Below are 14692 nucleotides of genomic sequence, written 5' to 3'. Positions count from 1 at the left end.
CCTGTTTTTTCACATATTAAATCCTGATGAATTATCTAATGGACACCTACTGTACTTCGAATGGCCTCATCAATCCGCTGAGAATAGTAATACTTTCCTTCAAAGACAATGTAATCATTATATATATATACCACCTTGTTTTTGCCACCTATCTCAAAAGTTAGTATAAAGGCCCAGGGTAGCTGTTGATCCATATCTGTTATTTCTTTGGGTCTCGCTCGTAGAATTGTACGGGCTATCGCTTTATGATAATAGCTCCCATCCTCTAAATCATAGTCGTTCTTTTTATCATCTACTGTAATCTTCTTTGCTTTCAGTAGGCTTTTCAAGTCTGATTCCTTTACTTTCAATTGTACTGGATACTTTTTAACAATAAAATCCCATAATTTAGAATCATATTGATAATATGCAAATTGGTTTTGAGAATCTACAGTCAATATTTCTCGATTGATTAAATGAACATTATATATCTGCTGACTGGTTTTAATTTGAATCGTATAATCAGGATATTCTGCCAAAACAAAGGTAGCCTCGCCCTCATTCATAGGAGTCTTCAAAAAAATTCTATCCATGAATTCTTCTAAGTCCTTTTGCTCTACATCCCATCGATATCCCTCATCCTCAGCAGTTACTGTAATTGCCTCTGGATTTGCAAAAAGATCACTTTGATGATATTTTTCCATATATATTTCTTCAATGGATGTTTTTAGTTCTTCCACATACTTTTCTTGTCCTTGGAGTGCAAGCCAATTTCCGTTCATATCTTCTATGAAAATAAACGGGCTCCCTATTTTTATTTTCATATTATTGCTTTTTATATGTAATATATAGTCATACTGTTCATCTTCTTGGGTAAGATTGGTCCTTTCTAATTTTAAAGACTTTAGCATCTCAAGGATTTCTTTCCCTTCTTCCATGCCTAGTTCAATCATATCGTCAGATCCATAATAGCTTTCTACAAAAATATCCTTTGCACCCTCAAGCATTTCGTTGATTTCCATTTCCTTTACATTCTTAGAAGTCTTCCCTCCAGCAACGTTGGTCTCTAGTGGCAGATTAGTTATTTCCTTATTGGACACTTGTTTATTCAGAATCAACTTATATGTAATACCTCCACTAAGCACCATTAAAAAAACAACAAAAATCCATAGAATAGAAAACTGTTTTCTTTGATTACGCATTCCTACTCACCTCAATTATTCAAATATCCTCATGTTAAAACTCACTTTTTATTATTTATGTGTATTTTACATGAGAAATATAAACAAAAAAAATTGTAAAGAATACTTGCTCTCATTATGGCATTTCCATTTACCTTATATATTCAACACGGTTTCAATTATCCCTTTTTCTCAACGATAAAATAATGCAATGGAATATTTTACATTTTCATGTCCAGGAAAAGAAGCAATGGAGATACCATCGCTTCTATTCTTTCATCTCGTTTTTATATATTTCACTTACAAGTTGCTTCGCTGCATCTCCATCATGAAGAAAATAAGATACCCCTTTTTCAGTTGCCTTCCCTGGAAGTCCATGGGTTTGAATACTCTCTAGGTTCATCCCCACAGCATCTCCTGCCAAAACTAAAATTTCAGATAAAGCCATGTCCGTCTTCACATACTTAAAAACCGTATTGGCTACAACAGGCAATCGAAAACTAAATACTTTTCCCATAGCCGCCTTCATAAACTTTTGTTGTGCTCGTATCCTTCCAAGATCTCCGTCTGGATAATCTTTTCTAAATCTTAAAAAATGTACAGCATCTTTTCCTTTTAATACTTGGGTTCCTTTTGGAATATTGATATGAAGAGGAGGTGTATCATATGGATCATCATATTTCATATCAAAGGGAACATTGATTTTTACACCGCCTAAAGAATCTACGATTCTCTCCACACCCGTATAGGTTACTTTCACATAATGATGCACTGGGATCCCTGCCAACAATTCACTGACAGCTGCCATTGTCCCTTCTGCACCCGTATCACCATACACTGCATTCAGTTTTTTCTTATCCGCTGTATTATACCCTTTACGGGCGTAATATGTATCTCTTGGAATAGATATCAAATCCACCTTTTTCGCTACCGGATCAAAGCTTGCCAAAACAATTGTATCCGTTCTTGGTCCTTCCATCCCTAATAGGAGTACATTCACGCGTTTGCTTTCTTCTATTAGCTTTTCCAATTCGCTTTTCTCGACCACTGGTTCTTGCGCTTCTACAGTGTCAATGATGTCAACATTGGAATTATTTTCCTCCCCTAGCTCAGTTTGCACGGAAGACGATTCATGAAATTTTGAAAAGCCCCATAGTCCTGCTCCCATGGCTAGTACAAAGCTGACAAAAGTAATGGCAAATATTTTTAGAAAAGCTTTCATAGTTGACCCCTTTCAAGATGATTTTATGACACTTTTTCATCATACCTTTCAATTCATTCACGTAAAACCCGTTACCATTTTATTTTATCATATTCATCATATGATCGGTTTTAAATTTATGTTACATTAAATCCAGAATTATCTAAAAAAGTTTTAGACAATTAGCCCTTGTTTTAGAATCATATTGATTTTAAACAGCTTGAGAAAAAGACAATATTTAAAAAACGCAGTTCAGATTAAACAAAAGTTATAGGGGCGATTCACGAATCGCCCGAAATCTATAGTCTACAGGCGATTGGTGAATCGCCCCTACAATCTTAACCTACGTAGCTTTGCGATACACTATTCCAGAAATGCTCATTTACAACAATATAAAATGTAAATATCTACTTATGAATATACATAGAAACCTCTACCTGTTTTTCTACCTAGTAAATTTCCCCTTACCATTTTTCTAAGCAATGGGTGAGGTCTATACTTGCTATCACTGAATTCATGGTATAATACCTCCATGATGGCCAGGCATACATCATTGCCAATCAAATCTGCCAATGCCAAAGGTCCAATCGGATGATTCGCACCTAACTTCATGGCTTCATCAATGTCCTCTGCCTTTGCAACACCATCAGCCAATATCCCTATAGCCTCATTGATCATAGGCACAAGAATTCTATTCACCACAAATCCCGGTGCTTCTTCTACCTCTACAGGGGTTTTTCCTACTTTTTGACATAATTCAAGGATTTGATTTTTTGTATCCTCTGAGGTTGTTAAACCTTTGATCACTTCGATAAGCTTCATAACAGGTACAGGATTAAAAAAATGCATACCAATAACCCGATCTGGGCGATTTGTTGCTGAGGCAATTTCTGTGATAGAAAGAGATGAAGTGTTGGTTGCTAGTATTGCATCTCCTTTGCATACCTGATCAAGCTCTGTAAAGATTTTCTTCTTTAACTCCATATTCTCAGTAGCTGCCTCTATAATAATATCACAAGATGCCAAGGTTTGTATGTCTACTGTTCCTTCAATTCTTTGAAGGATTGCAGCTTTCTCATCCTCCGTCATTTTCCCCTTTTGAATGTTTCGATCAAAGTTTTTTGCAATACCCCCAAGACCTTTATCAATGAACTCACTTTTTACATCCCTTAAAACTACTTCGTATCCGCTTTGGGCTAACACTTGGGCAATTCCTGCCCCCATGGTCCCTGCGCCAATTACACCAACTTTTTTCATATTTGTTCTCTCCTTTTTTCTATGCAATCTATATTTATTGTATATCTTGCTTATTTGGCTTGGAAACTAGGCTTTCTTTTTTCAAGGAATGCTGTCATCCCCTCTTTTTGATCTTGGGTTGCAAAGCATAGCCCGAATAAGTCAGCTTCGATCTGCACTCCAGTATCTATATCAGCCTCTATCCCCCTATTGATGGCAATCTTTGCATACCGTACGGCCAACTGGGCTTTCGATGCAATTTTGCGAGACATCTCCAAGGCCTCTTCCATCAACGCTTCATGGTGTACCACCTTATTTACAAGACCTACCCTTGCAGCTTCATTTGCATCGTATACATCTCCTGTGAAGATCCATTCTTTTGCTTTACTAACCCCAATGAGTCTAGCAAGTCTCTGGGTCCCAGAGAAACCTGGTGTTATTCCTAATCCAACCTCTGGCTGCCCGAACTTTGCTTTCTCGCTGGCCAATCGGATGTCGCAGCTCATGGCAAGCTCACACCCTCCGCCAAGGGCAAAACCATTAATTGCTGCAATTGTAGGTTTTTCTAACAATTCCAACTTTCTAAAGATTTTCTGGCCCAAAATGCCAAATTTCCTTCCTTCTTCCGCTGTAAGCCCTCTCATTTCTCCGATATCAGCTCCAGCTACAAAGGCCTTTCCCTCTCCCGTGAGAACGATGACATCTACATCTGGATCTGTTGCCAATTCTTCTATCACATCGTCCAGTTCAATAAGAGTTTCCGAGTTTAAAGCATTTAAGGCTTCGGGCCGATTCAAGCGAACGACTGCCACCCTTTCTTCCTTTAATACTTTAAGTGTTTTTCTTTCCATTTCATATCCCACCTCGATTTAAAAAATCAAAAATATAGATACTACCTTTTTAGCTTTCCACTTTTGCACAAAAATTCCTTCTAGTTTTTTGAAAATTTCAAAATGCTACTTGATTAAATTTTTGTAAAGCTTTTAAAGAAGACTTTTTTATTGTATCCATGTGCATATATCTTTTATCTATCGGTAACACTCTAAATGAATGAAATAGAGGAGGTGTTAATATGATAAAAATCGGACATCCTGCGCCGACGTTCTCTGTACCCAGTACAAAAGGAGAAATCTCATTATCCGATTATAAAGGGAAATGGGTGCTCCTGTTCTTTTATCCATTGGACTTTACACCTGTGTGAGGCACTGAAGTACCGGAGTTTAACAAAACGCTCAAATACTTTGAGCAGTTAAACACCGTAGTATTGGGTGCCAATACAGATAGTGTACCAACCCATCACGCTTGGGCGCAGCATCTTGGAGGAGTAGAATTCCCTTTACTTGCTGATTATGATAAAGCCTTATCTAAAACCTATGATGTACTAGCCGATGAAGCAGGTGGGATTGCGCTAAGAGGGGTATTTATCATTGATCCTGAAGGAAACCTTCAGTATCAGCTTATACAGAACCTTTCCGTGGGCAGAAATGTAAAAGAGTTCGTCCGCGTATTAAAAGCCCTTCAAACGGGAAAGGCTTGTCCAGCCAACTGGGAAGAAGGCATGGCCACATTAACATAGCAGAGAAGATCTTCTCTGCTATGTTTTTTAGTTGTGCATCATAGCCTCCAGCCAAAATCCAATAATGATCATCGTCATTCCCATCAACGCAGGCCCAATCCCCTCGGCACCACGTCGTGGGTTTCTGTGTTGATCGCCTTCACGGATCATATCCTTTCTCATCTGCGGTGTGCCGATAAGCAGTGCTACTGATATAATCATGGTAATACATCCTCCTACAAGGACGAAAATGTATGCTCCCTTCAGCATAGGCCAAGACTTCGCAAAGGAAAAAACCGCGCCGATGATGGCAAATATAATAGCAAAAATTACACCTTTCAATAGAGAAATCCCTATATCCTTAAGCAATGTCATGCTTCTTTCTACCTCCTTAAATGTTTTTACTATTCAAAATCATAGGGTTCAAAACGATACAACTGACCAGTAACATTCTCCGCCTCCCGATCTAGTGGTACCTTTTCTGTAAACTGGGAAATAGGTCTTACATAAAAACTACGGTCTCCATATAGTGTCTGATAATAGACCATCATCTCGTCCGTTTCCGTATGCACAGCTAACCCATGGACGTAATACAGCTTTCCCTTCCAGTGTCTATAGGCCCTATTTACTTCAAAACTTTCAAGGTTTTCATAGCGTTCTTTCATTTGAAACCACCTTTCTTTACGTTCCATCATCTCTGACATATTACACTTTTATGATTTATCTATGCTGAGATTTCATATCCTCTGTATATAATGTATCATATTTGTCCATTCTTGGAATAAGAATATGGCGGAGGTGGTTATTTTGGCCAATAAAATTCATTTTTGGAGCGAACCTGTCCTATTTGTCTTAGCCCTATGTCTTGGTTGTCTTTATCCTAATATTAGTTTAAAATGGCTTTAGAAAATCTATTCACGAATCTATAAAGTAGAAATCCCAGCCCTAGGGCTGGGATTTCTACTTTATTATAAATTAAACTCTCTGGCTACAATTTCAATAGCTCTTTGCTTATCTGTTGTATCAATTACATAGGAAATTCTGATTTCCGAAGTAGTAACTTGCTTAAAGGCAATATCATTGTCTGCAAAAATTTTAAACATCTTCGCAGCCACTCCAGACTGACTTCTCATTCCAATTCCCACAACAGAAAGTTTCGTAATATCCTTTTCGATCTCTACCTCTGCACCGGCGAACTCTTTTAAAATCTGATCCATAATACCCTGAATGATATCTTCATCACTTTTCGGTGCTGTAAAGGATACATTTACCAATCCATGGGATGGTGCTGTCTGACTGATCATATCAATATTTACATCCATCTTGGCTAAAGATTGAAAAATATTGGATATATTTTTTACCTCATAAGGCACATGATTGATTGTCACCATTAAATCTTTATCACTAACTGATAAACCTGTAATCGCTTTGCTTTCCATCGTCACATCATACTCCTTTATATAAGTTCCTGGCCAATCCTCGCTGCTTAAGGCCACATATATGGGTACATTATATTTTTGACCTATTTCCACAGATCTGGTTTCCATGACCCCTGCACCTAAGCTTGCCATTTCTAACATTTCTTCATAGCTAATGGCATCTAACTTTCTTGCTGTTGGAAACAATCTTGGATCTACGGTATAAATACCATCCACATCTGTATAAATTTCACAAGTACATTCTAGCTTTGCAGCCAGGGCTACTGCCGTGGTATCGGAGCCACCCCTGCCTAAAGTTGTGATATCTCCATTCTCATTGATTCCTTGAAATCCTGCTACAACCACAATTTTCCCTTCAGATAAATATTGTTTTACCCTATCGATTTCAATATCTTGAATCCTTGCTTTGGTGTGGAAACCCTCTGTCATGATACCAGCTTGAAATCCTGTGAGAGATATGGATTCATATCCCATTTCGTTTAATGCGATCGATAATAAGGAAATAGACACCTGCTCTCCCGTTGACATCAGCATATCCAATTCCCTTCTACTGGGTGCCTCTGACAACTCCTTGGCCATGTTGATCAACATATCGGTGGTTTTCCCCATGGCAGAAACTACCACCACTACTTCATCCCCTTGATCCCTTCTGGCAGCAAGACGTTTTGCTACATTTCTAATTTTTTCAATGGTACCTACTGATGTTCCCCCATATTTTTGTACAACAATCGCCATTTCCTCATCCTCCTAATAAGCTAAATCATTTCTTATGATATCGTCATAGGTTTCCCTTTTGACGATTAATCTTGCCCTTCCATCCTTTACCAACACCACAGCTGGCTTTGGAATCCTGTTGTAATTACTGGCCATGGTGTAGTTATATGCACCTGTGCTTGCCACGCATAGCAGATCTCCTCGCTGAACCTTGGGCAATTCTATATGATGGATCAAAATATCACCAGATTCACAGCATTTCCCTGCAACCGTCACCTTTTCTTTATCAGTATCCTTCATTTTATTGGCTATGACAGCTTCATAAACTGCATCATACAGAGCAGTCCTAGGATTATCCGTCATCCCGCCATTGACAAACACATACTTTTTTCCCCCATAGGTGTCTTTCACAGCGCCAGTTTTATAAAGGGTACACCCCGCATTTCCTACGATTGCTCTTCCAGGTTCAATCATCACCTTGGGTACTCGTATCCCTGCTTCAATACAATCCATTGTGATCATTTCCAACATGTTTGGCAAACATACTTCTACGTCTACTGGTTCGTCTCCATCGGCGTAATAAACTCCAAATCCTCCTCCAATATTGAGCACCGCTGTCTCATATCCCGTCACCTCTTTCACTTGCTGTAAGAAAGCAATCATGACCTTAGCAGCTCCATAAAAAGACTTTTCATCAAATATTTGAGACCCGATATGACAATGGAATCCTTGCATTTGCAAATATTCTGATGCCAAGGCAAAAGCAAGCATATCATAAATTTTACGATCATATATAGATTCCCCAAACTTCGAATCGTGATGGGCCGTTTGAATAAATGCATGGGTATGGGCTTCTATTCCAGGATTTACTCGAAATAAAATATTGATTTTACGTTTTTTTTCTTTTGCTAGATCATCCAGGAGCTGAAGCTCATGGGGATTATCTACAATCACCGTACCTACTCCATATTCTAATGCCATCACCAATTCATCCTCTGTTTTATTGTTCCCGTGAAAATAAACGCTGTTCATGGGGAAGCCTGCTTTCATGGCAGTGAATAGTTCTCCTCCAGAAACCACATCTAATCCCAAACCTTCTTCTCGGATTAAGGCACACATGGCCATATTCAAAAACGCCTTAGATGCGTAAATAACCTGAGTATCTACACCTTCCATTACAAATGCATTCTTATATTTCCTGCAATTTTCTCTAATCAATGCTTCATCCATCACATACAAAGGGGTGCCATACTCCTCCGCCAATGCCACTGTGCTACAGCCGCCTACTTCCAATGTGCCGACCTCATTTATCTTCATGGTTCCAAATAGTCTCATATTTCTGCCTCCTCTTTAGCCAATCTTTCCTTCCATATCCGGGTTTCCTCACCTATTTTTATATAACAAAAAGTGCATCTAACGATGCCCTCGCTAGGGGAACCTAGTTCCCCTTCGACGGCTGCAAAGCAGCCTGAGCACCCCTCTGACTACGGCATGGGAATACTTCCCCTGCACCCCTGATTTTTTATCGTAAAGTATTTTAAAATTCTGATACTGCTTGTTCTTACTTAAGATTGATACTAATCAAAATCTATACTTTCTTAGACAATAAAAAAACAGTCAAAGAGTAAAAGAGATACTCCTGACTGTCTTGATCCAGCAGAATATAACACTTTCACCCCTTGTGAAGTAGCGCATCACTGATAAACTGGGTTATCTATCAGCGACAGTGCTATATTTATTCAATATAGCCCCAGCACCATAGGTCTAGGTAAACCTATGGGCTTCGGCGATGATACCTTTCCCACGAGCTCTAGGATTCCCTTCATCTCCCTCGCGGTACTCTTTATTCATCGCAACCTCTAAGACACAATTCTTAGGTATATTTATTTATTTCTATGTATCTTAACATAGGGTGCAGACTGTGTCAACACCCTTTTCCAAATTGATTCCATCGTGTCTTAATCACTGTCATCCAATTGTCAGTATTTATTAGTCATCATACATATTTATACGCTCTAGAAAATTATTATTATTGGTTCTGTCAATTCCTTTTGCTACATTTACCGTCTTTCGCTATATTCCGCCATTTTTCACCATGGATAATTTAAAAGATTTCATCCAAGGTTGCACGTGGTATCGTTTTCATGCTATACTTATTAAAGTACTATTTCATTTTTCTCAATTTTTAAAACTTATTTATAGGGGGGCGGATTCATTTATGGAAAAAACACCAAGAAAAATTAGTTTTGGTGAAGCTATGCTCGTTATTCTGTTTTTGATTGCAGCATTAATGAGCACCTTAATGCTGTGGGAAGGCGACCCACATATGCCAATCTTAGCAGCTACAGTTGTGGCAGCCTGCATTGCGATTCGTGCGGGGTATAAATGGAGCGATATTGAAGATGGAATCATCAATACCATTAAAATGTCTATGCAAGCCATACTCATCCTTGCAATCATTGGTGCAATCATCGGTACTTGGATATTATCAGGTGTTGTGCCTACAATGATTTTCTATGGTTTAAAGATCTTATCGCCAGGAATATTCTTAGTCGCTACATGTTTAATTTGTGCCATTGTATCCCTTGCCACAGGAAGTTCCTGGACAACGGCTGGTACAGTGGGTATTGCCCTTCTTGGCGTTGGTGGCGGTCTTGACATTCCACTTCCAATCGTGGCTGGTGCCATCATTTCTGGTGCCTATTTCGGTGACAAAATGTCTCCACTATCTGATACAACAAACCTTGCGCCTGCCATGGCTGGCGCCAATCTGTTCGATCATATCAAACACATGGTTTTCACAACAGGACCAAGTTTATTGATTGCCTTAGTCCTTTATGGCATTCTTGGTATGAAGTATGCTGGCCAAGAGCTAAATGTCGCTGAAATTAATACATTATTAGATACACTTAGCTCTCAATTCGCAATTAATCCATTGTTACTGCTTCCACCTATTTTGGTAATTGCTATGGTTATTTTCAAGGTTCCTGCAATTCCAGGCTTAATTGGTGGTACTGTATTAGGTGGTATCTTTGCAGCTATCTTCCAAGGTTCCAATATGGCCGATATCATCAATGCTGCTCACTACGGTTATGAATCAGCAACTGGTGTCGTTGCAGTAGATGAACTGTTGACTCGTGGTGGTCTTGACAGTATGATGTGGACGATTTCTTTGATTCTTATTGCCATGTCCTTTGGTGGCACAATGGAAAGAACTGGTATGTTGGAAGTTATCGCAGAAAAAATTCTTATTCTTGCAAAAAACACAGGTTCTTTGGTAGTTTGTACAATCGCTACTTCTATCTTTACAAACCTGGTGGCAGGAGATCAATATCTATCCATCGTATTGCCTGGTAGAATGTATAAGCCGATCTGGGACAAGAGAGGATATCATCCTAAGAACCTATCCCGTTGTCTAGAGGATGCTGGTACTCTTACATCTCCATTGATTCCTTGGAATACATGTGGTGCTTTCATGTATAGTACTTTGGGTGTTCATCCATTCGCATATCTTCCATATGCATTCTTGAACCTAATCAACCCATTGGTATCTATCTTCTATGGTTTCACTGGTATCACCATGGAGAAACTTCCTCAAAACCAAAGCCAAAAAACTGCATAATCAAAAAAGTTGCCGTTAGGCAACTTTTTTTTCGCTAGGAAACCCTAGGTTTCCTTCGACGCCTGCAAAGCAGGCTGAGCACCTTCCTGAAAACGGCAAAGGGGAAAATCCCCTCTGCACACCCCATATCTAGGAAATCGAAGACCATCATTTCCTAGATATCGATAAAACACCTCTACTTTTCACTCGTAGAGGTATTTTTTATGGTTTCCTGCAATATCTATGTAGTAAAGCTTATAAAGGGAGGTTCATGCCATGAATCTATTGGATAAGGTAAAGCAAGGAATGCTGGAGAGCACAAAGGTAATTAAGGAAATCTCCAGTGAAATGTCTGAAATGTCAAGGATGAAAGTAGGACTCTCGAAAGAAAAAGGGAAACTAGAAGAATTGTATTATCATCTTGGCAAGGCCATCATACATCCCAATGTGGTCGATGATCACCCAGAAATCTTGCCAGAAGCAGCGCTGCTTATTCTTTACGAAGCTCAGGCCACTTTGAAAAATATAAAAGAATATGAGAGTAAGATTGAGCAATTAAAAGGTATTGTTAAGTGTAGCCAGTGCGGTGCCATCTTTGATGAGGAGGCCAAGTTTTGCTCCCAATGCGGTAATAAACTTACACCCCCGCCTATCATCTCTGAAGTTGTTGAAGACGCTGAGGTGGCAGAAGAGGTGGCGGAGCCTGTATCTCCAGAGCTTGAAAATCTAGAAACTGCTCCAATAGAAGAGTCTGAAGAATAATCTTCAGGCTTTTAATTTTGAGCAAAATAGTATCCACATGCTGGGTTTCCCATCTCCTTCATATCCCTCTGATCGATGGGAAAAAGGGCGCATTGGGCAGGTCTCACCCAATGATGCTCCACATAAACACCACATGTATTTTCACCTGTTAAAAATGGACATCGATACCCCAGTTGACAGCAGCCGCCGCACATTTTGCACTTACCCTCTCTTTTTTCTAATTGATTCTCCACATAATCTTTCCCAAAATGAGACAAATAAAATCTTCGTAGTTTCCCTCGATAGTGCTTCAATTCCATGTCTTAACTCCTTCTTCAGTAAAATCTCGTATGATGATAGCTTAGACAAATAATTCATTTTTCATAAGCAGGAGTTTTCAAGATTATATGCAAATATGGTATACTAGTCTTGGATTTATTCTATGCTTTTTTATGTACTTTTCAGAAGGAGGCTTCATCGTTGCAAAATTCTTTTTTTCATTTTCTGCAAAACAGATTTCACATCAACTTAAATGAACAACAAAAATCCGCCGTTTTACATAAAGATGGCCCTGCCATTGTTTTAGCAGTACCAGGGGCGGGTAAAACTACCATGCTCATTTGTAGAACAGCCTATTTGATTCTTTATCATAAAATACGACCTGAGCAGATTTTATCTATCACCTTTAGCAAGGCCTCTGCAAAGGATATGTCCAAAAGATTTGCCAGTATATTCGGGCCTGCTGTACACGGAAAAGTTCCTTTCTCCACCATTCACGGCTTTGCCTATAAACTCATCCGTGAATATGGCAGAAAACATCAGATTCAGTATACCTTAATCGAAGGTGAACAGGTTCATCGAAACAAAACCACCTTATTGAAGCAACTCTACTATCAAATCAGCGGCAGTTATATTTCCGATGATCAGCTAGAAGATTTGATCAGCGCCATCAGCTATATCAAGAATGCCATGATTCCGTTAGAAACCTACTGTAAAGAACATCGAGACATTGATCATCTCCCTGAAATTTATACACAGTATGAAAGCTATAAGAGAAGGCATTATTTTCTTGATTTTGATGATATGTTAAGCATAGCCTTGGAGATTTTAAGGAAGGATGACGCACTACTCCAATATTGTCGCCAGCGATATCCCTATATCCAGGTAGATGAAGCCCAAGACACTTCTAAAGTTCAGCATGAAATCATTCGGCTTCTGGCTGGATCCACGTGTAATTTGTTTATGGTAGCCGATGATGATCAATCCATCTATGGATTTCGTGGTGCCTATCCTGAAATGCTTCTTCGCTTTCAGGACACCTATCCAGGGGCGATATCCTTTTTCATGGAGCAAAACTATCGTTGTCCTAAAGATATCGTAGAAATCAGTGATGCTTTTATCCAGACCAACCAAACGAGATATCCAAAGAAACTATTTTCTCATCATGAAAATCAGAGAGGTATGCAAATTATTGCTTTAAGGGATGAACAGGATCAATTAAATTATTTAATCGATCAATTGTCCGGCCATGATGATCTATCCAATGTAGCCATCCTTTATCGTAATAATTTGTCCGCCATTACTTTAGCGGATAAACTGGATCGCCATGGAATCCCCTTTTATATTCGGGACAGCAAGAATTTATTTTTTCGTCATTGGGTTGTTCAGGACATACTTTCATTTCTGAGGCTATCTCTAGATTTCAGTGATTTTGAAAGCCTTGAGCGAATTTATTATAAGATGAATGGTTATATCCCCAAAACGGCTATCCAATATAGTAAGATGTCCCATTATATCTCTGTTTTCGATCGTTTATTAAACTTCCCAGAGTTTCGGAGTTATCAGCGCGATAATATCCATCGCATCTGCCTTAGCTTTACAGAGTTGGCTGCCCTACCGCCTAAGGATGCACTGGGTTTCATCGAGTATTCCTTGAACTATAGAGCTTATCTGGAATCTCACTATAAGAATGGCTCCTTGGATGGCATCGATCTGATTCTATCCCAATTAAAGATCATGGCTAGAGGGACTGATTCCATCCAAGAGTTTTTGTATCGCTTTGAGGATCTGCAAAAAATCATGGAGGCTTCCCAGCACAATCGCTACGAAAATGCCGTAATACTATCTACCATCCATTCTGCCAAGGGATTAGAATTTGACCGCGTCCTTATGATTGACCTCTTCGAACAGCATTTTCCCACAAAGTCTAGCATTGAGCTGGCTCGTAAAGGAGACCTTTCAATATTAGAGGAAGAGCGCAGATTATTCTATGTGGGTATGACGAGAGCAAAAAAAAGCCTAGGGTTATTGATCGTAAAACTGAAAAATGGTGAACTGATGAAGGTCTCCCGCTTTGTAGAAGAGGTGAGCAGCTGTGCTGAAAAGCTGCATCTTCATCGAATTTTTCTAGATCAGAACTTAGCACCGTCTCTCAAAACGATGGATACACCCAATCATCCTTTTTCCATCGGTTCAAAAGTAATCCATCCTAAGTTTGGTATCGGGGAAGTCCAAGAGCTTCGCAGCGATATCCTGACCGTCTGCTTTGATTCAGTAGGGAGCAGAGACCTATCCCTCAAACTATGTCTTGAAAAACAGATCCTATTTCCCGCCTAAAAGAAATACAAGCCATCTCCATAAATAGGAGATGGCTTATTAAATGTTTTCCGTACATTGATTTTCTTTTTCAATTGCTTATCTTTGACGCCCAGTGGGCGCCCCTAGTACTATATAGTTGTAGCATAAAGCTACAGCTTTTTTTTTATTATTGAGTTTGTAGTTTGAACATTCGATGCCTATATCCGGTTAGCGTTCGTCATTTAAAACTTAATACTAAATTCCAGTCTAGACCGTAGCCAGGTTATTTTGTATTCTATAACTGAATAAGAGGATAAATGTGGCGCCCCTAAGGCGAAGCCTATTAAGGCTTCTATACCTGTAACGTAGACAATTACTCCATTCAGTGAAGATCTATGAGTTGGCTGGTTGGGACCGGTTTTCCGTATACCTGAGTAACACGCTAGGTTGTATAATCACTGTTTGAAT

The 14692-nt window shown here is 39.2% G+C and carries 13 protein-coding genes and 1 riboswitch; of the genes, 4 read left to right on the top strand and 9 right to left on the bottom strand.

The window, feature by feature from the left end:
* Positions 1-35: 35 nt before the first annotated feature.
* From HNQ80_RS22500 to HNQ80_RS22485, 4 genes are all read right to left on the bottom strand, one after another.
* Positions 36-1181 (bottom strand): hypothetical protein, encoded by a 1146-nt coding sequence (locus HNQ80_RS22500; protein ID WP_184312934.1) that lies wholly within the window; start codon positions 1179-1181, stop codon positions 36-38.
* A gap of 247 nt (positions 1182-1428) precedes the next feature.
* Entirely contained in the window at positions 1429-2382 is a 954-nt protein-coding gene (locus HNQ80_RS22495) for an LCP family protein (protein WP_184312933.1), read from the bottom strand.
* A 390-nt stretch (positions 2383-2772) separates the two neighbouring features.
* Positions 2773-3618 (bottom strand): 3-hydroxybutyryl-CoA dehydrogenase, encoded by an 846-nt coding sequence (locus HNQ80_RS22490; protein ID WP_184312932.1) that lies wholly within the window; start codon positions 3616-3618, stop codon positions 2773-2775.
* Positions 3619-3668: 50 nt separating this feature from the next.
* The gene (locus HNQ80_RS22485; protein ID WP_184312931.1) at positions 3669-4448 is read right to left on the bottom strand and encodes a short-chain-enoyl-CoA hydratase; all 780 of its coding nucleotides are present in this window, start codon (positions 4446-4448) and stop codon (positions 3669-3671) included.
* 221 nt (positions 4449-4669) lie between these two features.
* Here HNQ80_RS22485 and HNQ80_RS22480 point away from each other — a divergent pair, with 221 nt between their 5' ends.
* The gene (locus HNQ80_RS22480) at positions 4670-5173 is read left to right on the top strand and encodes a peroxiredoxin (RefSeq protein WP_184312930.1); all 504 of its coding nucleotides are present in this window, start codon (positions 4670-4672) and stop codon (positions 5171-5173) included.
* A gap of 27 nt (positions 5174-5200) precedes the next feature.
* On the opposite strand, the gene HNQ80_RS22475 is transcribed toward HNQ80_RS22480, so the two are convergent.
* The 4 genes from HNQ80_RS22475 to lysA form a co-directional block, all read right to left on the bottom strand.
* Positions 5201-5527 (bottom strand): hypothetical protein, encoded by a 327-nt coding sequence (locus tag HNQ80_RS22475; protein WP_184312929.1) that lies wholly within the window; start codon positions 5525-5527, stop codon positions 5201-5203.
* 29 nt (positions 5528-5556) lie between these two features.
* Positions 5557-5817, bottom strand: coding sequence for a DUF1653 domain-containing protein (locus HNQ80_RS22470; protein ID WP_184312928.1), 261 nt, complete (start codon positions 5815-5817; stop codon positions 5557-5559).
* Between the two features lie 303 nt (positions 5818-6120).
* Positions 6121-7326, bottom strand: a complete 1206-nt coding sequence (locus tag HNQ80_RS22465) for an aspartate kinase (protein ID WP_184312927.1) — start codon at positions 7324-7326, stop codon at positions 6121-6123.
* 12 nt (positions 7327-7338) lie between these two features.
* The gene (gene lysA, locus HNQ80_RS22460; RefSeq protein WP_184312926.1) at positions 7339-8640 is read right to left on the bottom strand and encodes a diaminopimelate decarboxylase; all 1302 of its coding nucleotides are present in this window, start codon (positions 8638-8640) and stop codon (positions 7339-7341) included.
* A gap of 344 nt (positions 8641-8984) precedes the next feature.
* A riboswitch (Lysine riboswitch) is annotated at positions 8985-9175 on the bottom strand.
* Between the two features lie 348 nt (positions 9176-9523).
* Here lysA and nhaC point away from each other — a divergent pair.
* Positions 9524-10927, top strand: a complete 1404-nt coding sequence (nhaC, locus tag HNQ80_RS22455; protein ID WP_184312925.1) for a Na+/H+ antiporter NhaC — start codon at positions 9524-9526, stop codon at positions 10925-10927.
* Positions 10928-11182: 255 nt separating this feature from the next.
* The gene (locus tag HNQ80_RS22450; protein WP_184312924.1) at positions 11183-11668 is read left to right on the top strand and encodes a zinc ribbon domain-containing protein; all 486 of its coding nucleotides are present in this window, start codon (positions 11183-11185) and stop codon (positions 11666-11668) included.
* A gap of 11 nt (positions 11669-11679) precedes the next feature.
* Here the strand turns inward: HNQ80_RS22450 and HNQ80_RS22445 are convergent, their stop codons facing one another.
* Positions 11680-11967 carry a hypothetical protein gene (locus HNQ80_RS22445; RefSeq protein ID WP_184312923.1) on the bottom strand — a complete coding sequence of 96 codons (288 nt, stop codon included), beginning with the start codon at positions 11965-11967 and terminating at the stop codon, positions 11680-11682.
* A 160-nt stretch (positions 11968-12127) separates the two neighbouring features.
* Here HNQ80_RS22445 and HNQ80_RS22440 point away from each other — a divergent pair, with 160 nt between their 5' ends.
* On the top strand, positions 12128-14263 hold the full coding sequence (locus tag HNQ80_RS22440) for an ATP-dependent helicase (protein WP_184312922.1): 2136 nt from the start codon (positions 12128-12130) through the stop codon (positions 14261-14263).
* Positions 14264-14692 lie beyond the last annotated feature (429 nt).

The sequence above is a fragment of the Anaerosolibacter carboniphilus genome, from assembly GCF_014205875.1.
Lineage (GTDB): Bacteria > Bacillota > Clostridia > Peptostreptococcales > Thermotaleaceae > Anaerosolibacter > Anaerosolibacter carboniphilus.
This window is presented reverse-complemented; position numbering and strand designations above follow the sequence as displayed.

What these genes read in the sequence shown, in the direction of transcription:
- HNQ80_RS22500 (WP_184312934.1), bottom strand. Translation starts at nt 1,181, where the DNA reads ATGCGTAATCAAAGAAAACAGTTTTCTATTCTATGGATTTTTGTTGTT.
- HNQ80_RS22495 (WP_184312933.1), bottom strand. Translation starts at nt 2,382, where the DNA reads ATGAAAGCTTTTCTAAAAATATTTGCCATTACTTTTGTCAGCTTTGTA.
- HNQ80_RS22490 (WP_184312932.1), bottom strand. Translation starts at nt 3,618, where the DNA reads ATGAAAAAAGTTGGTGTAATTGGCGCAGGGACCATGGGGGCAGGAATT.
- HNQ80_RS22485 (WP_184312931.1), bottom strand. Translation starts at nt 4,448, where the DNA reads ATGGAAAGAAAAACACTTAAAGTATTAAAGGAAGAAAGGGTGGCAGTC.
- HNQ80_RS22475 (WP_184312929.1), bottom strand. Translation starts at nt 5,527, where the DNA reads ATGACATTGCTTAAGGATATAGGGATTTCTCTATTGAAAGGTGTAATT.
- HNQ80_RS22470 (WP_184312928.1), bottom strand. Translation starts at nt 5,817, where the DNA reads ATGAAAGAACGCTATGAAAACCTTGAAAGTTTTGAAGTAAATAGGGCC.
- HNQ80_RS22465 (WP_184312927.1), bottom strand. Translation starts at nt 7,326, where the DNA reads ATGGCGATTGTTGTACAAAAATATGGGGGAACATCAGTAGGTACCATT.
- lysA (WP_184312926.1), bottom strand. Translation starts at nt 8,640, where the DNA reads ATGAGACTATTTGGAACCATGAAGATAAATGAGGTCGGCACATTGGAA.
- nhaC (WP_184312925.1), top strand. Translation starts at nt 9,524, where the DNA reads ATGGAAAAAACACCAAGAAAAATTAGTTTTGGTGAAGCTATGCTCGTT.
- HNQ80_RS22450 (WP_184312924.1), top strand. Translation starts at nt 11,183, where the DNA reads ATGAATCTATTGGATAAGGTAAAGCAAGGAATGCTGGAGAGCACAAAG.
- HNQ80_RS22445 (WP_184312923.1), bottom strand. Translation starts at nt 11,967, where the DNA reads ATGGAATTGAAGCACTATCGAGGGAAACTACGAAGATTTTATTTGTCT.